The organism is Salinibacillus aidingensis, assembly GCF_039522525.1.
Lineage (GTDB): Bacteria > Bacillota > Bacilli > Bacillales > Alkalibacillaceae > Salinibacillus > Salinibacillus aidingensis.
On record NZ_BAAADO010000002.1, the window covers coordinates 175,495 to 196,862 of the forward strand.

Annotated in this window: 17 protein-coding genes and 1 pseudogene; all 18 read right to left on the reverse strand. The window is 38.6% G+C overall.

Going from position 1 to position 21,368, the window contains the following annotated elements; genetic code table 11:
* Positions 1–77 precede the first annotated feature (77 nt).
* The 18 genes and pseudogenes from araA to ABD006_RS04675 all read right to left on the reverse strand — a co-directional run bounded on the left by araA (position 78) and on the right by ABD006_RS04675 (position 21,316).
* A complete protein-coding gene (gene araA / locus ABD006_RS04590; protein ID WP_343838124.1) occupies positions 78–1,562 on the reverse strand; it encodes an L-arabinose isomerase in 1,485 nt (494 codons plus the stop codon).
* Positions 1,563–1,590: 28 nt separating this feature from the next.
* Entirely contained in the window at positions 1,591–3,255 is a 1,665-nt protein-coding gene (locus ABD006_RS04595; protein WP_343838127.1) for a ribulokinase, read from the reverse strand.
* A 15-nt stretch (positions 3,256–3,270) separates the two neighbouring features.
* Entirely contained in the window at positions 3,271–3,963 is a 693-nt protein-coding gene (gene araD, locus ABD006_RS04600) for an L-ribulose-5-phosphate 4-epimerase (protein WP_343838129.1), read from the reverse strand.
* Positions 3,964–4,134: 171 nt separating this feature from the next.
* Entirely contained in the window at positions 4,135–4,275 is a 141-nt protein-coding gene (locus tag ABD006_RS04605) for a hypothetical protein (protein WP_343838132.1), read from the reverse strand.
* A 276-nt stretch (positions 4,276–4,551) separates the two neighbouring features.
* Positions 4,552–5,472, reverse strand: a pseudogene (locus ABD006_RS04610) (acetamidase/formamidase family protein); the annotation flags it as partial.
* Entirely contained in the window at positions 5,367–6,218 is an 852-nt protein-coding gene (locus ABD006_RS04615; RefSeq protein ID WP_343838135.1) for an enoyl-CoA hydratase-related protein, read from the reverse strand. The gene ABD006_RS04615 and the pseudogene ABD006_RS04610, both read right to left, overlap by 106 nt.
* 127 nt (positions 6,219–6,345) lie before the next feature.
* Entirely contained in the window at positions 6,346–7,374 is a 1,029-nt protein-coding gene (locus ABD006_RS04620; RefSeq protein ID WP_343838137.1) for a phosphotriesterase family protein, read from the reverse strand.
* Between the two features lie 13 nt (positions 7,375–7,387).
* On the reverse strand, positions 7,388–9,007 hold the full coding sequence (locus ABD006_RS04625; RefSeq protein ID WP_343838139.1) for a class I adenylate-forming enzyme family protein: 1,620 nt from the start codon (positions 9,005–9,007) through the stop codon (positions 7,388–7,390).
* Between the two features lie 196 nt (positions 9,008–9,203).
* Complete coding sequence (locus ABD006_RS04630) at positions 9,204–10,250, reverse strand: phosphotransferase family protein (RefSeq protein WP_343838142.1); 1,047 nt, start codon at positions 10,248–10,250, stop codon at positions 9,204–9,206.
* A 283-nt stretch (positions 10,251–10,533) separates the two neighbouring features.
* Positions 10,534–11,748 (reverse strand): acyl-CoA dehydrogenase family protein, encoded by a 1,215-nt coding sequence (locus ABD006_RS04635; protein ID WP_343838144.1) that lies wholly within the window; start codon positions 11,746–11,748, stop codon positions 10,534–10,536.
* A 145-nt stretch (positions 11,749–11,893) separates the two neighbouring features.
* Entirely contained in the window at positions 11,894–12,460 is a 567-nt protein-coding gene (locus tag ABD006_RS04640; protein ID WP_343838147.1) for a TetR-type transcription factor C-terminal domain-containing protein, read from the reverse strand.
* 282 nt (positions 12,461–12,742) lie between these two features.
* Positions 12,743–13,774, reverse strand: coding sequence for a PD-(D/E)XK nuclease family protein (locus ABD006_RS04645; RefSeq protein ID WP_343838150.1), 1,032 nt, complete (start codon positions 13,772–13,774; stop codon positions 12,743–12,745).
* Positions 13,728–14,501: an aminopeptidase P family N-terminal domain-containing protein gene (locus ABD006_RS04650; protein WP_343838152.1), complete on the reverse strand. Its 774-nt coding sequence runs from the start codon at positions 14,499–14,501 to the stop codon at positions 13,728–13,730. Before ABD006_RS04650 ends, ABD006_RS04645 begins: the two co-directional genes overlap by 47 nt.
* A 458-nt stretch (positions 14,502–14,959) precedes the next feature.
* On the reverse strand, positions 14,960–16,045 hold the full coding sequence (locus ABD006_RS04655) for a BadF/BadG/BcrA/BcrD ATPase family protein (protein ID WP_343838154.1): 1,086 nt from the start codon (positions 16,043–16,045) through the stop codon (positions 14,960–14,962).
* The gene (gene argH, locus ABD006_RS04660; protein WP_343838156.1) at positions 16,038–17,558 is read right to left on the reverse strand and encodes an argininosuccinate lyase; all 1,521 of its coding nucleotides are present in this window, start codon (positions 17,556–17,558) and stop codon (positions 16,038–16,040) included. Before argH ends, ABD006_RS04655 begins: the two co-directional genes overlap by 8 nt.
* A gap of 85 nt (positions 17,559–17,643) precedes the next feature.
* The gene (locus ABD006_RS04665) at positions 17,644–19,371 is read right to left on the reverse strand and encodes an ABC transporter permease (RefSeq protein WP_343838159.1); all 1,728 of its coding nucleotides are present in this window, start codon (positions 19,369–19,371) and stop codon (positions 17,644–17,646) included.
* Between the two features lie 4 nt (positions 19,372–19,375).
* Positions 19,376–20,452, reverse strand: coding sequence for an ABC transporter ATP-binding protein (locus ABD006_RS04670; RefSeq protein ID WP_343838162.1), 1,077 nt, complete (start codon positions 20,450–20,452; stop codon positions 19,376–19,378).
* Positions 20,453–20,584: 132 nt separating this feature from the next.
* Positions 20,585–21,316 carry a creatininase family protein gene (locus ABD006_RS04675; protein WP_343838165.1) on the reverse strand — a complete coding sequence of 244 codons (732 nt, stop codon included), beginning with the start codon at positions 21,314–21,316 and terminating at the stop codon, positions 20,585–20,587.
* Positions 21,317–21,368: the final 52 nt, after the last annotated feature.

Genomic DNA, 21,368 nt, shown 5'->3' on the forward strand with positions numbered 1-21,368 from the left:
ACCCTTTGGATATTTTGATATCAACATAATAAAAAATGCAGAGCTATATTTACCACACAGCCCTGCGTAACATACATCTATCTCCAAATAGCTTCACTATATTTTAATTCATTTTTTAATCGTCTAAGACTCGTCTCTTTATCGATGACAATACATTCTATCCCATTCATCTCTGCAAAGTCATATAGTTGCTCCGTTGTGACAGCAAAGGAAAGTACAGTATGGTGTGCCCCCCCTGCGTAGATCCAGGACTCAGCTGCTTCACTTAAGGACGGTTCTGGCTTCCAGAGCACTTTAGCTACAGGTAAGTTTGGAGTTTCTTTTTTAGGTTGCTCGGCATTCACTTCATTGATCACCAAACGAAATCGGCCCCCAAGTTCAACTAGTGATGCGTTAACCGCTGGTCCCCCTTGGCCATCAAAAACTAATCGGGCAGGATCCGCCTTTCCACCCATAGAAAGAGGATTGACAATGATTTTGGGCCTTGTAGCTGCTATTGTAGGGCAAACCTCAAGCATATGTGACCCAAGAATCATTTCATTTCCAGGTTCTAAGTGGTACGTATAATCTTCCATAAAGGATGTTCCCTGATTATCTGAAATAATCTTCATGAGGCGAAGAAGCGCTGCTGTTCTCCAGTCTCCTTCCCCTGCAAAACCGTAACCTTGTGCCATTAGACGTTGAGCAGCTAATCCCGGTAATTGTTTCATACCATGTAAATCTTCAAAGTTTGTGGTAAATGCAGTATAATTCCCATCATCTAGAAAGGCTTTTAATCCTATTTCGATTCTGGCTTGTTCCAAAATGGATTCCTTCACCGACTCTCCATCTTTCCCATCAATAGGAATGTCGTAAAACTCCTGGTATTCGTGAAATAGAGCTTCCACTTCTTCCTCAGATACCTGATTAATCCGTTCCACCAAATCGCCTATCCCATAATAATCAACGGTCCAGCCAAACTTCATTTGGGCCGCAACTTTATCCCCATCCGTAACGGCGACATTGCGCATATTATCGCCAAACCTTGCCACGCGAATATTCGTTCCCTCTACAATACCTATTGCTGTCCTCATCCATTGAGCAATCCTGCTTAACACGTCCTCACTTTCCCAATATCCTGCAATAACCTTCCTGGCAATCTGCATTCTTGTTCCAATAAATCCATATTCACGGTCCCCATGAGCTGATTGATTTAAATTCATAAAGTCCATATCAATACGATCCCATGGTATATCACGATTAAACTGCGTATGTAAATGTAACAAAGGCTTTTGTAATCTAGAAAGACCGGATATCCACATTTTTGCAGGAGAAAAGGTGTGCATCCATGTAATAAGACCAGCACAATAATCATTAGAATTAGCGTCTAAACTAGCTCTCCTGATCTCATCAGATGTTGTTAAGACAGATTTAAAAACAACCTTGAAGGGTAGATTCCCCTCCTTGTTTAATCCCTCTACGATTTTTTTTGAATGACTTTCTACCTCTAACAATGCTTCTTCCCCATAAAGGTGTTGACTTCCAGTTACAAACCAAAACTCATAAGGTTTTATAAATAACATTATGTTCCTCCTAAATATATTGATAGATTTATATTTTTCGGTATGCTTTTAATCGTTTCATCACATCATTTTCTCCACGTCCAAAGTAGTCATGAAGTTTCGAATACTCCTGATACAATTTTTCATAGATTTCAACATTTTCAGGGATTGGTTCAATCACTTCATCTTTAATCCGTGCCATCTTTTCGGCAGCATCTAGAATAGAATCATATCCTCCATTTTTTGCTCCTGCTGCTACCGCGCCATACATCGCTGCCCCTACCGCTGGTGTTTGTTTCGACTCAGCAATTTTAATAGTTCTATCGGTTACATCGGCATAAATTTGCATTAAAAGCTTGTTCTTTAGTGGAAGCCCACCACATGCATACAGTTCATAAACAGGTACACCATTTTCATGAAAAGCATCTACAATTTTCCTTGTACCAAATGCTGTTGCTTCAAGTAATGCTCGATATATTTCCTCAGGCTTTGTTTGAATAGTGGCACCAAGTAACAAGCCACTTAGTTCTGTATTCACTAAAACAGATCTGTTCCCATTCCACCAATCTAGCGCTAAAAGGCCTGTCTCTCCTGGCTTATATGATGAAGCCTTCTTTTCCAGCCATTGATGGACATTCATCCCTTCTTTCTCTGCTGCTTTTTCAACATAAGCCGGAATCCCTTGGTTCACGTACCATGCAAAAATATCCCCAACTGCAGATTGGCCTGCTTCATAACCATGGTATCCAGGAATAATTCCATCCTCTACGACACCACACATGCCTTCAACCTGTTTCTCTTCCGTACCAAGTAACATATGACAAATAGAAGTCCCCATTGCCATTACAAGCTTTCCAGGAGTAACAACCCCTACTGCCGGCACAGCTGCATGAGCATCAACATTTCCAACAGCAACCGCTGTACCCTCCCTTAAGCCTGTCAATTCAGCCATATCTTTCGTTAAACCTCCTGCTCTTGTACCAAGTGGCACCACATTACCTCTCAGTTTAGTTTCTGTAAGATTCTCTAATCGAGGATCTAATGTTTTAAAAAACTCATTGCTGGGATAACCATCCTGTTTATGCCAAATTGCTTTATAACCGGCTGTGCAGCTATTTCGATGTAGTTTATTGGTAAGGGCGGAAATCACCCAATCAGTTGCCTCAACAAACTGGTCCGTTTGTTCATAAATATCAGGAGCTTCATTCAGGATTTGCCACACTTTTGCAATCATCCACTCAGAAGATATTTTTCCTCCATAACGAGACAAAAATTCTTCACCACGTTCTTCGGCAATTTTGTTCAACTCATTTGCCTCATCCTGTGCAGCATGATGTTTCCACAACTTTACCCAGCTGTGTGGATTGTTCCTTAATGCGGGGTCGAGGCAAAGAGGTTCTCCGTCCTGGTTTATGGGAAGCATTGTACAAGCAGTAAAATCAATCCCGATTCCGATTACGTCAGCAGAATCAACTCCTGACTCCTTTAACACAGCGGGAACCGATTGTTTTATAACTTCTAAGTAGTCCCCCGGGTGCTGAAGAGCCCACTCATAACCCAACTCTACGTTTGTATCAGGTAAGGTTTGATCAATTACTCCATGCGGATAGGGCGTCACATGACCGGCAATTTCTTCACCATTTTTCAAAGAAATAAGTACCGCGCGCCCAGATTCTGTACCATAATCGATACCAATTGTATATTTATTACTCATTTTCAGTTCCTCCCCCTATTTTTTCTGACCATAGTATGCTTTAGTACCATGTTTTCTTAGATAATGTTTGTCTAAGAGCACTTGATCCATTGAGGAAATCACTGGATTAAGCTGATAAGTTTGCTGGGCCATCTTACTAATTTCTTCTAAAACAACAGCATTGTGTACGGCCTCATTTGGATCCTTCCCCCAAGTAAAAGGTGCATGACTATTAACGAGTACCCCTGGAATTTCATTTGAATTAATGTCCCTAAAGGTTTCAACAATTACTTTTCCAGTTTCATGCTCATACGCACCATTTATTTCCGATTCTGTCATTGGACGTGTACAAGGTATTGTTCCATAAAAATAGTCTGCATGAGTTGTGCCTAAAGCAGGTATCCCCTTACCAGCCTGTGCCCAGCTAGTTGATGCTTGTGCATGAGTATGTACAACACCGCCTATCTCAGGAAAATTTTGATATAAAACAATATGTGTTGGCGTATCAGAGGATGGATTTAAATTCCCCTCTACAACATTTCCGTCTAAATCAACGACAACCATATCCTCTTGTTTTAGAGCATGGTACGGAACACCACTTGGTTTTATGACAACAAGGTCATCTTCTCTACTGATACCGCTTACATTACCCCAAGTAAAAGTTACTAATCCATATCGAGTAAGATCCAAGTTAGCTTCTAATACTGATTGTTTTAAATCCTCCAACATTTTGTTCACACCTTCTCCCTACATTTATTTTTGTACGTATGAATTATACCTATAATAATATAATTCGTACGTACAATCAATATAAATTATACCTTTTTACTAATCTAAATATGAAATCAGGTGCTATTGGAACAGTATTGCATACCTTGGTCACTGTGTAAGATGGTATGTTCATCCGTTCCTCTTTTTTTTCTGTGCCTCATGTAAGGTTTGTTCAACCACACTTACAGATTCATCCTTCTCAAGTACACGTCGATTTGATTCTAATTTAATTACCTTACTATATCTTTGATGTTTCTTGGTTTGGCTCATAAAAGTTTCCTCCTAAATATGATAAAATAGATGTCGAAAAAAAAGTTAGGCTTATCCCAGTTGATAAGGATAAGCCTAACTTCCGTCCGTGATACATTCCGCATAAGTGGTACTGGGTACGAATACCTCCAGCTGATAGGCTAGATGTATTTTTGCTTTGCCGGAGGTGGGACAGTTCACCTGTCCCTCGGGGGAGAGTGACGGGACGGAGGACCTGTCCCTCCGTCCCTTTTAAAAATCCCGTAAATCAAAATAGGATGATTTACGGGAAACATTTTAAATGTATTGGTTTTTTACGATATCAAGGAGTCCTTTATCTTCCAGGTACTTCTTAGGAGCAAGAAATGTAACGGTAACAACCCCTGGATGTCGACCAATTTCAATTGCACCGGTAATCGTTGCACGGTTCATAACTTCTGGTACTGTTATGTCAAATAAATTTGCAGCCCTTTCCATTCCATTAGTTGTTGCTTCATTGAGATCTGCCCCCGATCCAACAAAAGAGATGGGATAGGATTCTTCTAGTTCAGTTACTCCCCATTCTTTACTTAGTTTTAGAGCCTCTTGTTTTTCGTGTTCACTAAAAGGCTTTGCTAGATATGGCAAGTCCTCAACGACTGGAAGAAGTACCGGTCCCTCTAAATCTAATCCTTTAATCACGTTAACTTCCAGGCTTACAATTCCAGAAACATCTGTTGTATGACCAGCAATTTCTCCATTCCCCTGCATGGCATGCATATCTCCAACATAAACTCCTCCACCAGGAACTTTAACAGGACAAAGCAGAATCGCGCCATCCCTAACCCGATTAATATCCATGTGTCCATCCGTACGATCCTCTAATTGTTCTTTTGAAACACTATAATCATGGGGTGCATCAATCAGAGCTTGACCGAAGTCACCTGCATTATGAGAGTCAGGTAATGGACGAGAAGGTGTAGTCCCTAATTGCCCTAAAAATGGACGAAGACGGGCCATTGTTCCAACTAAATCATGGGGTGCAAACGTTACAACTGGATTCTGAATAGAATTTTCAGGTGTATTCATATAATTTTTTGCATCGTTAGCAACTTTTTCTGCACCATCTTTATTTAATGTAATTCCCATTGATTTTTTCTGATTAAATGCCATCGTGTATGCATGTGTAAAAACAAAAGGTGTAATATCTGCATTACAATTTTTGCATCGAACCGCCTGCTGACTTGAACGCCTTCTTCAGCATCTGCATTTTTACCTGCCCAATACAAAAACTTGGACTCTATTAAATGGGAGTTGTATGGATGGCTGGTCCCAGGCATTTGCCAAATAAGCTGTCTCGCAAAACTATTGGACGTTGCAGTTGTATTTTCTGCAATATCTTGAGCGATTTCCATTGCTTTTTCCAGCGGCTGCTCATGTTCATATTGGACGAGGCCGTGTTGAAGGGCCTCCTGTGTCGGAATATATTTTCCCGTGTAAAACCATTCCAAGGCCTTTCCAACTCCAACTAACTGGGGTAAAAACCAGCCTGATGCAGCTTCAGGGCCAATTCCCCGTCTAGCAAACACAAAGCCGATTTTCGTATCCGGCTTTACGATTCGTATATCCATAGGCAGCGTCATCGTCAAGCCTATCCCTACAGCAGGTCCGTTAATGGCCGCGATAATAGGCTTTTTTAGATTATAAACTTCCAAACTGATTTGGCCCCCGCCATCTCGATAATTTTCCATTCCCTCATCTGATGCAAAGGTGGATCCGCCTGCACTTAAATCCGCTCCTGCACAAAAGGCTTTTCCTTCGCCAATTACGATGATTACACGTACATCATCATTTTCATCTGCCTTCTGGTAGCAACCGATCAGTTCATCCTTCATCTGTTCGGTAAAGGCGTTCATTTTTTCTGGACGGTTTAAAAATATGGTTAGTATGCCTTTGTTTAGTTCTGTTCGTATGGTGTTGTACAATTTGGGTCACTCCTTCAATAAGTTAAACATTCTTAAAGTTCCTTTGTTTTTGCTGCTATACAATCATATATTCACGTAGAAAAGGTGTAAGGATGAAACACCTCTCACCCTCACACCTTATAATCATTTAGCTCAAATTGGCTGTTTCTTTCTTATCTTTAGCTGCCTTGTCAGCTTCACTGCCACCGAAAATTTTATTTGGATTTTTGACGAGCATCGTATCAATCTGATCATCGGTAACTCCGCCCTTTTTCAGAGCAGGAATAATATTTTCAAAGATATTTCCTGGATGCCAATTTGCAATCAATTTTTTCAGTTCATCCGGCCATTCAGGAGCTTTTCCTAACCAATGATTAACCGTGTCATGAGATATCATAAGCTGACCGGCATAGCCTAGTCCGATCAATCCCATCAAAGTTCCTACGCGGTCTTTGTCCATTGGAGCTCCGACAAATCCTTGAATACCGAAGCGATCAAAGCCAACAAAAACACCATGTTCTAATGTACGCAAATGATAATTGATGTCGGTATTTCCATCCATATGTCCGATTAAAACACGATTTGGATCGGCTCCTTCAGAGACAAGCAGCTCTGCCTGTTCAGGACCCATTGTACCTTCCTGCGTATGAGTGATAATTGAAATGCCTGTTTCTTTTTGAACCCTTGCTGCTACTTTAAAGAATGTTTGCTCATAGTCCGAAATGGCATCCTTTCCAGAACCTAATTTAATTACGCCTGGTTTAATTCCGGTTTTTCCAATGCCCTTCGTAATTTCGTGCATGAACATTTCATAGATTTCTTCTTCAGCTGAACCCAGCGCTTTTTTAAAGGTAAAATAAGCAGGAGCACCTTCTCCTTCATAATAATAACCTGTTGAGCAGATGATATTTAAACCTGTTTTTTCAGCAATTCTCTTCAATAGCTCAGGGTCTCTTCCTGCCTCATTCGGAGTGGCATCCACAACGGTTTTTACCCCATGTGCTTTAACCGTTGCAGCAACTTCCATTCCTACACGCATAATTTCTTCATCATCTCTTGGATAAAGGGAATTTCCATAAAACCCTGGATACCCAAAAAAGAAGTGCTCATGCATTAACGTTTTCCCCAACTCATCCACTGGTACCGGACCTAATACCGTATTGACTTTTTGACTCATATAAATCTCCTCCTTAATTTTTACTTACTTCTGGCACATAACGCAGTTCGGTTTTGACAACTTTGCCATTCGGATTTCTTGGCAATACATCCACAAACTCGACATATTCAGGTATTTTAAATTTAGCCAGATGCTTCCTTACCCAATCCTTAACCTCATCTTCAGTGATGATTTCGTCATAGCGGGGCACAATGCAGGCCTTGACAACTTCACCGTATTTTTCATTTGGTACGCCGACAATGGCCACTTCCGCAATCTTTGGATTCGAATACAACACATCTTCAACTTCAACCGAGAAGATTTTTTCACCGCCCCGGTTCACCATATCCTTGATGCGATCCATAATGGTAATAAAGCCTTGGTCGTCTATTTTCGCTAAATCACCAGTCGAGAACCAGCCATCTTGAAACGACTTCCTGGTTGCTTTTTCATTATTCCAATATTTTCCGATTACCATTGGACCTTTAAATAACAACTCCCCGACTTCTCCTGGCGCTAAATCATGCCGTTTTTCAGGATCCACGACTCTTGCCTCTGTAACAGGCGTTGCTACACCCACAGAGCTCACATGATTCAGTTGATGCTCATCAGGCATAATCGTCACTGGAGAAGTTGTTTCAGTCAGTCCATAAGTATTGTGTAGCTTGATGTCTGGTACCCAGTTTTTAAGGCCTTTTAAAGTATCACTTGGCATCGGAGCACCACCAAAACCTCCCACTCTAAAATGGGAAACATCATATTTTTGGTAATCAGGCTGTTGCAATGTCATGACATATACAGTTGGAGATGCAATAACATGGGTGATTTTTTCGTTTTGAAGAATTTCTAGAAATGATACAGGTTTAAACATAGGCATTAAAACTATTTTTCCGCCTAAGTAGATAAACGTCATAAGTTGAGCTGCTAAACCCGTGATGTGGAAGACAGGTACTGCAACTACTGTGGAGTCACTAGAGGATAGATTATAGCAATATTTATAATTTTGTATCGTGTGTATCATATTAAAATGCGAGATCAATGCCCCTTTAGGTGTGCCGGTTGTACCAGATGTGTACATGATAAAGGCAGGGTCGTGCTCATTCACATTTTTAAAAACTTGTTCATTAACCTTCTTTTCAGTAAGCTTTGTAAAAGGAAGCGTTCCATCAGGCGGTCTTTTGTCAGTAATAAAACAGGTTTCAACCGAAATATGATCCATGATGTTTTCAAGATTTGGCCACCATTCCTTGTTCGCTATCAGTACCTTTGCACCTGAATTGGTTAACATAAATTCCAGTTCTTTTGACTTTAATTTCGTGTTAAGCGGAACCGCAATGGCCCCAATTCGTAATGCTGCAAAAACGCCAACCACAAAGGGAGTTCCATTCATGAGCAGTAAAGCAACCCGGTCCCCTTTTTTCACACCATAATGGTTTTTGAGCTGATAAGCTGCGCTGTTGACCTGTTCCTCAAGCTCTTTGTAAATAACCCACTCATCGCCATGAACAAGCGCCGTTTTCTCTGGATAACGCTGCACACTCTCTAATAACGTTTCATTTAAATTACGGGGTCTTTCCTTATATGTTTTCATGTCAATCCCATTAACTGATTCTTCATGAACCAGTGGAGCAATATCCTTCCAAAATTCCGGCATTTTTTCCCTCCTCTAAAAAATTTTGAAATTCCTATTAGGTATAAAATATTTACGTCGTGATCCACCTCCATCCTAAATCTGATTCTATATAAATCTCCTGACCCTACGTTCCTTTTGCAGGATTTTTAGGATTGATAGGATTAGAGATTATAAACATATAAATATTCTTTAATAGTTTAAGATATACTCCCTTGTTTTATATTAACCGGTTTGAACGAGTTAAATGGGCCATCTCCAATAAATTGGCAACAGCTTGGTTTAAATTCTGAAACCGGTCATCATCTGCTTCTCCCTTTTTCCATCTGTAATAGATTTGCTGAAGGATAACAGCCAGCTTATAAAAGCCAAAGGCCACATAGTACGTAATATTCGATATATCCCGTCCACTTTGTTTCGCGTATGCTTCTGCAAATTCCCGGCGACTGTAGAAGCCTGGCTGGTTGGTGACAAAGTGAATGCCTAAGTCCGGATCCTCAGATTGGCCCCAGTAGGCAAGCGTTGAACCTAAATCAGTAAGGGGATCACCAATGGTTGAAAGCTCCCAATCCAAGACGCCATTTATCTTACCAGGGGCCTCAGGATCAAATAAGAGATTATTTAACTTAAAATCATTGTGAACAATTGTGGTTTCCGTTGTCGTCGGAATATGCTGTTTGAACCACGTCTCAAGTTCAGAAACGCCTTGCCACTCATCGGTTTTAGATCGCTGATAACGCTTAATCCAGCCATGAACTTGCCGCTCCAGATATCCAGCAGGCTTACCAATATCGGTTAAATTTGCTTCTTTATAATCAATCGCTTGCATTTTAGTTAATGTTTGAATCATTCGATCAGAAATAATCGGTCCTGCTTGCTCCGATCCTCCATAGCTAGGGGGAAGTTCATCATCAATCACATAGCCTTCTTTTTTCTCCATCACATAAAAATGGCGGTTCATAATTTCGGGATTATCACTATACAATAATGGCTTGGGAGCCAGAGGAAATGCATGATTGACCTTGCTTAAAATCGTGTATTCCCGATGCATATCATGGGCCTTGGGCGGAATCTCTCCAAATGGCGGTCTTCTTAACACCGCTTCCCAATCCCCTATTGATATGAGGTAGGTCAGGTTCGAATAGCCCTCCGAAAACTTCTTCACTTTCATCGTTTCTTGAGGCAGAGCTTCAATCGATTCCCGTAAATGTTTTTCCAACTGCTGCCAATTAATTTGGTCCTGATCTACATAATTTCCTATTGTCATATGCCTCTCCTTTCAGTTTGATTAAGCTTTTTTTCTTATCGGACTTTTTTCTTTAAAGACCTAAACCGCATTGTTTTTATGTAGAATGACTTTTCACTACCAAAAACAGGTAAACAAAATTTTCCAATTTAGTAAAAAGCAGGACTGTATGACATGGAGATTCCTGACATCCTATCCCAAGTATTACTGCTATGAGGTAAGGAGAAAATCAGTCTTCATGGTAATATTCATGATTTAAAACGCTTCACCAGGTTTTTTCAAAAATTTATCTTAACCCAAGACCTCAGTTGTCCTTCAATTGCTCTCTGATTTCCAGTTTGGCAATATCCCTTAAATGCACTTTATCTGGACCATCAACAATTCGAAGTGTACGAGAATCTGCCCAAAATTCTGCCAGCGGGGTATCATCTGACACACCTGCTCCGCCAAATAGCTCAATGGCCCGATCAATAACCTTTAACGCCATTCTTGGAGCCGCAATCTTAATCATCGCAATTTCCTTTCTCGCTGCTTTGGCCCCTTCCTGATCAATTTTGTTGGCAGCTTCTAAAGTAAGAAGCCGTGCCTGTTCAATTTCCAGGCGACTTTCTGCAATGGCTTCTCGCACGCCATCTTTATCAATTAAGCGGGATTTAAACGCTTCCCTGTGGTTTGCTCGATGAATGAGGAGTTCAAGTGCCCGCTCTGCTTTTCCAATCGCTCGCATACAGTGGTGAATCCGGCCTGGACCTAGTCTTCCCTGGGCGATTTCAAACCCTCTGCCCTCACCTAGTAAAATATTTGACGCCGGTACTCTTACATTATGGTAATGAATCTCCGCATGTCCTTGGGGCGCATGATCATAACCAAAAACATTTAAATGCCTTTTCACTTCAACACCAGGTGTATCAAATGGAACGAGAATCATAGATTGCTGACGGTATGTTTCTGCATCAGGATCGGTTTTTCCCATCACAATCGCAATTTCACAACGCGGATCAACGGCACCTGTTGACCACCACTTCTTCGCATTTATGATATACTCATCCCCATCACGGACAATTGTACTCTCGATATTGGTTGCATCTGATGAAGCAACATCAGGTTCAGTCATGGAAAATACCGAACGAATCTTACCTTCAAGGAGCGGATCAAGCCATTGTTTCTTCTGCTCCTCAGATCCGTATTTGACGAGGACCTCCATATTTCCTGTATCTGGTGCATTACAGTTGAATATTTCAGGTGCAATGAGTGAACGCCCCATAATCTCACAAAGATGAGCATATTCATAGTTTGTTAGCCCCGCTCCATATTCTTCATCCGGCAAGAATAGATTCCACAACCCATGGGCTTTTGCTTTTGCCTTTAATTCCTCCAAAATCGGCGGAATTTCCCAGCGGCTCTCCTGTTCATTCAATTGTTCTTCAAAAGTCTTTTCGTTCGGATACACATATTCATCCATAAATTCGATTAATTCTTCTCTTAGCTTTACGGCTTTGCTTGAAAGCTCTTTTAACATTCTGCTTCCCCCCCGGTGTGTTATAAGGAATATTCTAAGTTTTTACCTATGCATTTCTTGGCCGTTCATCCATAAATCCAAATGGCTTTGTTTAATTTTGGCTAAATGCTGGAGACAGTGATTGTGAATACTCAGCGGAAATTCCCTATTTTAGAATTTTCAAAATATAATCGGTATAGGTTTCTACCAGTTCTTCCTTTGATAACCTCCCCGCTGGGCTATACCATTGCTGTATCCAGTTCATTGCTCCCAGGATAATCATTCTAGCTATGGTTTGATCCCTGGTTTTAAATTCTCCCGTTTCGATTCCTCTTTTGATAATCTGGTCAAAAAGATTTTCATACTGCTTTCTCAGGTTTAAAACGAGGTCAATTTGTTCGTTGTTAAACAGGTTTTTTGGCTCCATAATAAGGTTAAAGGTGTCTTTTTCATCTACGGCATAATCAATATGTATGGCTACCATTTGCTGTAAGATTTCAGAGGTTGATCCTTCACCATGCTTTAATACTGTTTCCAGATCTTTTACTGCATCAGATAAGATAAAACGATGACATTGGAAAATTAAATCGCTTTTGTTTTTGAAATAATAGTATAAAGACCCCTTCGTCATGAGAAGCTCAGCTGCAATCTCTTCCATAGTCGCTTTGACATATCCCTTGTTGTTGACAACCTTAATAGCAGAACGCAGGATTTGTTCTTTTTTTCTTTTCATCTTTTTTTCGGAAAGTTTCATTTTCTCACCTAATTACTTCAAAACAGCATTTGATAACGCTTACAATTAATAGTTGATAAACTGAATATATTTTATTTTTAAACCCCGTTAAATTTTCTGATAATTTTGTTAACTTTACTATACCAAGTTGCACTTGTGATTTCAAGTATTTTTTGATAGGTGCCTTTTTTATAGGTACACTGTCACCACCTAAATTTTGTCGAATCAGGACGTGTGAAACATTCTGTGGAACAAGTTTTTCGGGTGGTGACAAGCACCACCCTACTTCCACCCCAACTTTTCAGTATTCTCTTTAAACCCTATCAACCTATCAATACTCCTGCTGAACCATTGATTAATTCCATCAAATTGATTTTCCATTGACAAAAAGTTAGATACTGGGGTTTCATACCAGCCCCATATGGAATACTCCTCTTCGGTATAATCAAAATCACCCTGACGTTCAATTGCATCTTTGACCATGTGATAACGACTATGATTGCGGTTACACACTATCCCCAGAAACAACACCGGATAAGGCTGCGGTTCTACTACGTTAAATTCAAATCCTAAAATAATCTTTGAATGTGCTCTCTTTCCACCTGCAAAAATATCCTCCCGCCACATTGTGTATCTATTATAGGCAGCTATTTGTTTTAAACGTTCATAATCATACGTGTAGGGCTTTCCAAAAGCACTTGTGAATTTTGGTGTGATGGCATCTAAGCATTCATCCATTTTCGACAACGTTTCCCAAAAACGATTCATAACGAGCATATCATTGAAATTAAAATAATCTGCACCTGCCATATCCATCCTCCTCAAAAAATCCATAAAGTCCTGAATAATCGTATCCTCTTCGTAATCCTGCAAAAAATGATAAACATCCTGCCAGCGAATCTGGTCAAAATTGATGTCTTCTATATCTTTCAAATCATAATATTTCGTGCAGTACCTCAGATAAACCTCTTTCTCTCCTGTTAATTTGTTAAGTACTCGTTTGTATCGTTCCAACTGCCTGGGTCCTTCAAGTGAATTTACCTTATTTTCCAAAAAGCAAATACTATGTTGATTCCAGACAACAACATCAATGATGCAATCTCTATCATTCTCCAATGCATACTGTTGTTGGGTATCGATCGCAAAGCCTTCCCCTTCAATTTTCAAAACTTGATTCATAAAAGTGTCTAATAGATGATTATCTTTAGATAGGATGGAAGAGAATATTTCTGTTGTAAAATCCTCTAGAGGCGTTTTAATGGAGCTGCTATCTTTGGAGTATAGTTTTAATAGATTTTCGAATATATTTTGCAACAGGATTCCTCCTTTGGGGGTGGTGCCTGTGGGGGTGGTGCCTGTCACCACCCGGATTTTGTCGAACCAGGACGTGTGAAACATTCCGTGAAACAAGATTTTTCGGGTGGTGACAGGCACCTATACCAACCCTTCTTACTCCATGGTTTCCAGCAATAAACAGATCTGTCCGATTGGTGAGGGAACCGCCATTTCCAACCATCTCTTTAACCTCATCTACAATAAATGAAGGTATATCAAAAAAGTCCCGATTATTCTCCACCTTACTCGTGAAATGTTTCCAGCCTGTGAGCCCAACGTCCATCCCCTTTTGAATTCCAGTCTCCATGAGAATACTCGAAAAAGTCTTCGCAGGTTCCATAGGCTGATTGGGCAGGGAAAAATGCGGACAATGAATCGCCTTTGCCGGAATTCTTGAGTACTTGGCTTTGTTATAGTTTTCATTTCCCAGAACCAAAAAGGCACTTCCATCCGAATGAAGAACCAGCAAAGCCTCTTCAAATCTAGGGATAAATCCAACCAGGTATTCAAAATTCCCTCCATGTTCAACGTCCGCATAGATCATCAAGGCATCCAATTCCAAACGCCTCATCTCCTGCAATACCTTTTCCATTCTGTATTGGATCGTTTCATCACTGATGAATATGGGGGTTCCACTGCAATCGGGGGTCGGGATATTGATTTTACTGCTTAGTTGTGCGTTCTTATAGTTATATTGGGATTTCATCGTATGTCCTCCAAAGTTTATTCTCATGATGATTGAAGCTCCTATAAGCATTATACATGTAACTGGGACGGAGGGACAGGTTCCTAGCCTCGTCCTACCATTCATGCGAAAAAAACTATTCCTTCCAAGTTATCTTTTTTATGTATTCAAGATAAGTTTCCATGGTCTATCCCCTCTTTCCGTCTTAAAAAACCTAAACGCAGGGCGACAACCAGCCACCCTCGACATTACAGTTGCATTAGCATAGCTTCAAATACACGATTCAATATCTATGCAACCTTCACTTCCATAACTTAACAAAGACATCATATTTATATAATGCCTTGAATACATCTAACAAATCTATTAAATAAAAAAATAGACAACCTACTTAAGATAGCATTAACCTTACAGGTCGTCTATTTATTGCATTATTTTGCTATTTAGAGTTTCTATTAAGATCTATCACCCCTATAAACTTACCTAAGTTCATTCAATCCCCTTTGAAGGATTAAGTGAATTGGCTTTTGATTATTAGGCAGAATTTCAATCTCCTCAACTTTATTTAATATATTTCTCTCTACCCTTTTTTTAATATATTCATTATTTTGTAGAACTCCACCTAAAAACAATATCTGTAAAGGCTGATTTGAAATATTTAACTTTCTTATTACCCCAAATGCTAATTGAGATAACTCATGTGTTGCACTTTCTAAGATCTTTTCACTAACTTTATCTCCTAAACAAAATGCCTCTTCTACTATTTTTGCTAATTCTCCCACAGAATTTACTGTAAAATCGGAACCATATACCCAATCATACAATTCTTCATGGTCTTTAAATCCAAAATGATTTAGCACTAAATCTGATAGCATCGTTTTTGGTCCTCTACCATCGTACATTTTTAATATAGATTGAATGGCTGCTTTGCCAATCCAATAACCACCACCCTCATCACCTAAAATATGCCCCCACCCACCAGATCGAACATAATTGCCCTTACCGTCATGACCAAAAGCAATGGAGCCAGTACCTGAAGCAAGCAGGACACCAGGTGTATGGTTTGTGGCACCTATCAAAGTCGATAATGCGTCATTTTCAACAATAATTTTTTCTATGCGAATATTACTATTAGTAATTACTTGTTGAACAATTCTTCTTACTATTAATTGATCTCTCTGTGTATCAATTCCTGCCAAGGCGAAGACTCCTATTTTAAAGGTAACTGTTTTACCTTGACTATAATATTCCGGTGATATATTTCTTAATTGTTGTATATTCTTTAGTATTAACTCACTTAATGTTTTTACTGTTCGTTCTTTGCCAATAAGTTGATGGTTAGTTGTACTAGCTTCAGCTTTACTTAACACATTTCCTCTTCTATTAGCTATCGTAGAAATTGTATTAGTTCCTCCCCCATCTATCGCTATTAGAGGGAGTACTATATCTGCCCGATCCGCATGTTCCTCCTGAATTGTGTTATTAGCTTCATTTTTAATAAAAATATCATTTCGTTTGTATTTACTATGACTATTGGTACTATAAGTAACACTTGGCTTAGTCATTAGTCACCCAACTTTGCAAAATATCCTCAATGTTTTTGTCTACTGAATCCAGAGATTTTCTCTTCTCGTCCAACCATTTGGCAAATACATTATGCTCTTCATACCGTTTCTCTATAGTCTTTTTCATTCTTTTTGGACTTGGACCACCTTCAAGTTCACGAATATCAACAAAATGCTTTGGATCTAACGTGTTCTTAAATTCCTCTTCTGTTAAATTCAGCTTAGAACCAATTACTTTTTCTGCATGCTCATTTAAATGTTTTAACGTAAAGGCATCAAGCGATTCCTGTCCCTTATCCGTTAAACCTTTAACAGCGGAACTTACAATTTCATGTGCTTTTCTAAATGATAAATGATTAGTTCTCACTAAGGTATCAGCAAGTTCAGTCACATTAGCAAAGCTTCCTTGAGCACGTTCTAATAATTTACTGCGGTTTACATCCATAGTCATTAAAACACTCGACATTAAATAATAAATCTTTTGAAGTTTTTCCATGGCATTCCACATATACGGCTGCATGTCATCTTCTGTATCCACAATGTCACCAAAAGGCGTGTTATGCATCATCGTTAACACGGTCTGGCTGTCTCCTACAACACTGGATAGCAACCCGCGCATATGCTCAATAGATACTGGATTTTGCTTTTGTGGCATAATCGAACTAATTTGAACATATGGAGCAAACAATTTAAATGCTCCGAACTCCTGAGTGCCCCATAAGAGAAAATCTTGAGTGGAACGACCCAAATTAATACCAGCTAATTGAACAGCAGTCGCAGTCTCACCAATATAATCTGCTCCTGCTACTGCATCCCAGGCATTATCAATCATTTCATCAAAAGCCAAAATTTGTTGCACACGTTGTCTGTTAATAGAGAATCCTGAAGTAGTTAATGCAGCTGCACCAAGACTACTTCGATTAACCGTTTCAAAGCTTGATATTAGTCTTTTCATATCTCTGGACAACAAATCTGTCATAGCATTAAAATAATGTCCTAATGTAGTTGGCTGGGCTTGTTGAGTATGTGTATAGCCTATCATAACTGTATCAATGTGTTCTTCTGTAAGGTCAATTAAACTTTTATGCAAGTGCAGAGCTCCGTTAATTAAATTTAAAGTCCTCTCTCTTAAATTCATTCGATATATTGCAATACCCATATCATTTCGACTTCGAGCAATATGTAGATTTCCAGCAATATCTCCAGCCTCTTCCATTAAAATATGCTCAATTTCAAAGAATAAGTCTTCATACGATGAATTGTATTCTGACTTTTTAAATTCCTCAATATTAATCTTTTTAATCGCTTCTACTATTTTCGTAGCGTCATCTTGATTTACTATCCCTTCTTCGACCAGCATGATTAAATGTGCGAAGTGAATTTGAAGCATTGGTCTAACAAAGTTTACTTTTGCCTGATCATAAGCGGGCTCCAATACAATATCTTTGTATGTTTTTGACGGAAACTCCATCCCTTCGTAATCCATAATTTTTTTTCGATGAGACAGTTCCATAACTAACATCCTCTCATTTTTAATATAGTAAGAAGCATTAATAAAACTAACCTTTACCTAATTATTTACTTCTTCCTATGAAAAGTTAAAATGCTGCTGTTGAAGAAGAATCTCCCTTTAATTTTTCATTTACTAATAACACAATAATAATCAAGATTGATTGAAGAACACCGTAAGCACATGCGGTTCCAAATTCAAAAGAATACATTTTGTTCCATATTCCAACGGATAATGGCATTGCAGAAGGTGTATAAATTAATATCGAAGCTACAAATTCAGTTAATCCCTGTACAAAGGCTAAAAGTGTACCAGCTAATATACCTGGCATAATAATTGGTAGAACAACTCTTCTAAAGGAATACCACCAATTAGCACCCAAACTGTGAGCCGCTTCCTCGACAGATTGATCCATTTGTATTAAGCTTGCTTGTGAATTTCGAAAAACTAATGGTAGCTGTCTTACAAAATATGCTAAAGGTAAAATCCAAAACGTCCCGACTAATATTTGATTAAATGAAAAAATACTTTCTTCACTAAATGCAGCAATTAAATTAACTGCTACAACAGTACCAGGCAATGCCCATGGAACCATAATTAAAATATCCATAAGGGCTTTTCCCTTAAAGTTGTACCTTACCATTGCATAGGCAGCAGCAACTCCAAAAATAATGTTCCCTATCACTGCAACAGTACTCATTTTGATACTATTCCAGATAGGCTCCCAAGTATCCTGATCTGTGAATAAATCTATATAATGCTGTAAGGTATATGATGTTGGTATAATTTGTGTTGTCCATTCCCCATCTACAGCAAAGGAAATCAGACCAATAACCAAAATAGGTAATAATAGAATAACTACACCGATTATGGAAAGAATAAGGGATATATACTTAATTAAGGAGGACCTTACCTCTGTTCGGTGAACACCAATACCTTTACTTTGATTTTGATAGTTTCTTCTGTTTTGATACCAGGTCATTAAAAGTAAAAAGGCTATTGAAACAATTGATAGAACAAAGGACTGTGTTGCAGCCATATCAAGATTCCCATTGGTTCTTGACAAAGTAATTTGCATTGTCATCGTTCTTTCAACACCAAACATAAGTGGAGCTGTGTATGAAGCCATCGAAATCATAAAAACAAGAAGAGATGAGGCTACAATGGCTGGTGTTAACATAGGTAAAATGATTTTTCTCCATATTCTGAATCTGCTCGCACCTAAATTTGTTGCCGCTTCTTCCAATGACATATCAAGTCCACGTATAGCGGCTGATGCACTTAAGTAAGAGTAGGAATACATTGTAAAGGTATGAACTACAATGACTCCCAAGATTCCATCGAGAGAGAAAGGAACCTCTTCTAAACTAAAAATAGATTGAAATAGACGGGGAAAAATACCACTTTCACCGTATAAGAACGAAAATGAGATAGCCCCAATTAATGGTGGTAATGCCATTGGAACTAACACCAGGACTGACAAGATTCTTCTACCCGGAAATTCATAACGGTTTAATAGAAAAGCCATGGTAACCCCGACAATTGTACAAGTCACAACACTTACTACTGAGATGAACACACTGTTGGTTAATGACTCAATTGTTGCTTCTGTTGTAAAAAAGCTTATATAATTACCAAGTGTTAAATCACCTTCTTGACTCATAACACTATTAGTGAATGTTTTATACATAGGAAAGATAACGTATCCTATTAATATAAATATTAGGGGAGATATTAACACATAAACAAAGTATTTTGATTGACTTATTCTTGCCCAAAGACTTTGATTTGGGGATATTGCCTCACTTTTAGTCATATTATTACCCCCTATCATCCATAAAGTATATACCACTTTCAGGAATATTTAGTTTTATTGAATCTCCCCGTTTTAAGACATCTGAACCCGAATTTACAATCATTACGTTTATCTCTTTGTTTCCGACCTTAACAATATAATTAATACTTACTCCAGAAAATTCACTTAGCTGAACCTGGCCTTGTATAGAATTAGGACCCTCACCCTCTTCAATAATTTCTGGACGAATGGAGAGTAATACATTCTTCCCCTCTTCAAGTTCAAGATTGGGTGAACAATTTTCTTTTAATCCTTTAAATTGGGTATTATCTCCAGTATCAACAACAATATGTTCATCGGTTATTTCTTTTATTTCTCCTTCTAATATATTTGACTCTCCAATAAAAGAAGCAACGAAATGATTTAATGGCTTATTATAAATTTCTTGTGGAGTACCAATTTGCTGTATTTCACCCTGACTCATTACCATTATCCGATCAGACATAGCCATAGCTTCATGTTGATCATGAGTAACATAAATAGTTGTAATGCCTAATTCAACTTGAAGACGCTTAATTTCCACACGTGTTTCTTCACGTAATTTAGCATCTAGATTAGACAAGGGTTCATCCAACAATAAAATATCGGGTTCGATAACAAGTGCTCTAGCTAAGGCTACACGCTGTTGTTGACCACCAGACAATTCGGTTATTTTCCTTGATTCATAACCTTCCAGATGAACAAAACTTTGTGCTTTCTGGACTTTTTCCTTTATAACTTCCTTTGATAACTTTCTTACTTGTAAGCCAAAAGCAATATTCTCAAAAACGGTCATATGGGGAAATAGTGCATAATTTTGAAATACCATTCCAATATTTCGTTTATTTGCTTTTAAAGCTGTCACATCTTCCTGATCAAAATAAATTTCACCTTCAGTTGGAAAATAAAATCCAGCAATCATTCTTAACGTTGTTGTTTTCCCACAGCCACTTGGGCCCAGGAAAGTAAAAAATTCCCCAGAATTAATATGTACATTAATATCTTCTACGCCTTTCGCATTACCGAACATTTTTGTTATACCATCTAATGTCACACTCTTCATATACATCACCTTTCTCTGCTATAAAAAAGATGATCAAGAAATCATCTTACTTATGGAATCTATTATCATAATTAGGATTGTAATCAATTTGCTTCGCTAATATATTCTTGAGCAAACCATTTTGTCTTAGCCTTAATCATTAATCCAATTTTTTATTAGTCTGTTCATATTTTCAACTGCCTCTCCTACAATTTTATTGCCCATTTCAAGTGATGTTTGTTGAATTAATCCAGTATAACCATCCCAAGACTTTGGAGTTCCTTCCACAAGAATATATGGTAATGAAGAATACTTTTCCACATCAGGGAATTCCGAATCATCCTTTTCAACATGAATTAAATTTGGCTTGAATGCTTTTGTAGCAGACATTTCATAGGGACCCCCATGACCTCTCCCCTTTGTATTCACTAATCCCAGTTCATCTGCCTTATCAATTTCAACCATTTGCCACCAGTTAATTAAAAGAAAACTTGCATTTTCAAACTTCTGAGTTACATACTCTGCAACAACACGCGAAACTCCCATATTACCATCATGCGCATTTAAAAGGATAATACGGTTTATTCCTTGATTTAGGATTCCTTCAACTACGTCAGTAATATATTCCTGTATTATACTTGGTCGGACCGGAACTGTACCTTTATATTTACTCGTCTTTCCAGGACATGCGGTATACGGAATTGTAGGAAAAATGACACCATTTAAATCAGAATCCACTAAATTTCCAAAACCCTCAGCCAAAAAAATATCAGTACCTAAGGGCGAATGTGGACCATGATACTCAAAGCTTCCTAAGGGCAATACAGCAAAGTTAGCATCCGAAAGTTTTTCTAGTTCTCTTCCGTGTATTTCTGTTGCTTTCATATACTCACTCCTGATCTTAATAAAGAATAATTACTTTGGATTAAACAAATAT

What these genes read in the sequence shown, in the direction of transcription:
- araA (WP_343838124.1), bottom strand. Translation starts at nt 1,562, where the DNA reads ATGTTATTTATAAAACCTTATGAGTTTTGGTTTGTAACTGGAAGTCAA.
- ABD006_RS04595 (WP_343838127.1), bottom strand. Translation starts at nt 3,255, where the DNA reads ATGAGTAATAAATATACAATTGGTATCGATTATGGTACAGAATCTGGG.
- araD (WP_343838129.1), bottom strand. Translation starts at nt 3,963, where the DNA reads ATGTTGGAGGATTTAAAACAATCAGTATTAGAAGCTAACTTGGATCTT.
- ABD006_RS04605 (WP_343838132.1), bottom strand. Translation starts at nt 4,275, where the DNA reads ATGAGCCAAACCAAGAAACATCAAAGATATAGTAAGGTAATTAAATTA.
- ABD006_RS04620 (WP_343838137.1), bottom strand. Translation starts at nt 7,374, where the DNA reads ATGAGTCAAAAAGTCAATACGGTATTAGGTCCGGTACCAGTGGATGAG.
- ABD006_RS04625 (WP_343838139.1), bottom strand. Translation starts at nt 9,007, where the DNA reads ATGCCGGAATTTTGGAAGGATATTGCTCCACTGGTTCATGAAGAATCA.
- ABD006_RS04630 (WP_343838142.1), bottom strand. Translation starts at nt 10,250, where the DNA reads ATGACAATAGGAAATTATGTAGATCAGGACCAAATTAATTGGCAGCAG.
- ABD006_RS04635 (WP_343838144.1), bottom strand. Translation starts at nt 11,748, where the DNA reads ATGTTAAAAGAGCTTTCAAGCAAAGCCGTAAAGCTAAGAGAAGAATTA.
- ABD006_RS04640 (WP_343838147.1), bottom strand. Translation starts at nt 12,460, where the DNA reads ATGAAAAGAAAAAAAGAACAAATCCTGCGTTCTGCTATTAAGGTTGTC.
- ABD006_RS04650 (WP_343838152.1), bottom strand. Translation starts at nt 14,501, where the DNA reads ATGAAATCCCAATATAACTATAAGAACGCACAACTAAGCAGTAAAATC.
- ABD006_RS04655 (WP_343838154.1), bottom strand. Translation starts at nt 16,045, where the DNA reads ATGACTAAGCCAAGTGTTACTTATAGTACCAATAGTCATAGTAAATAC.
- argH (WP_343838156.1), bottom strand. Translation starts at nt 17,558, where the DNA reads ATGGAACTGTCTCATCGAAAAAAAATTATGGATTACGAAGGGATGGAG.
- ABD006_RS04665 (WP_343838159.1), bottom strand. Translation starts at nt 19,371, where the DNA reads ATGACTAAAAGTGAGGCAATATCCCCAAATCAAAGTCTTTGGGCAAGA.
- ABD006_RS04670 (WP_343838162.1), bottom strand. Translation starts at nt 20,452, where the DNA reads ATGAAGAGTGTGACATTAGATGGTATAACAAAAATGTTCGGTAATGCG.
- ABD006_RS04675 (WP_343838165.1), bottom strand. Translation starts at nt 21,316, where the DNA reads ATGAAAGCAACAGAAATACACGGAAGAGAACTAGAAAAACTTTCGGAT.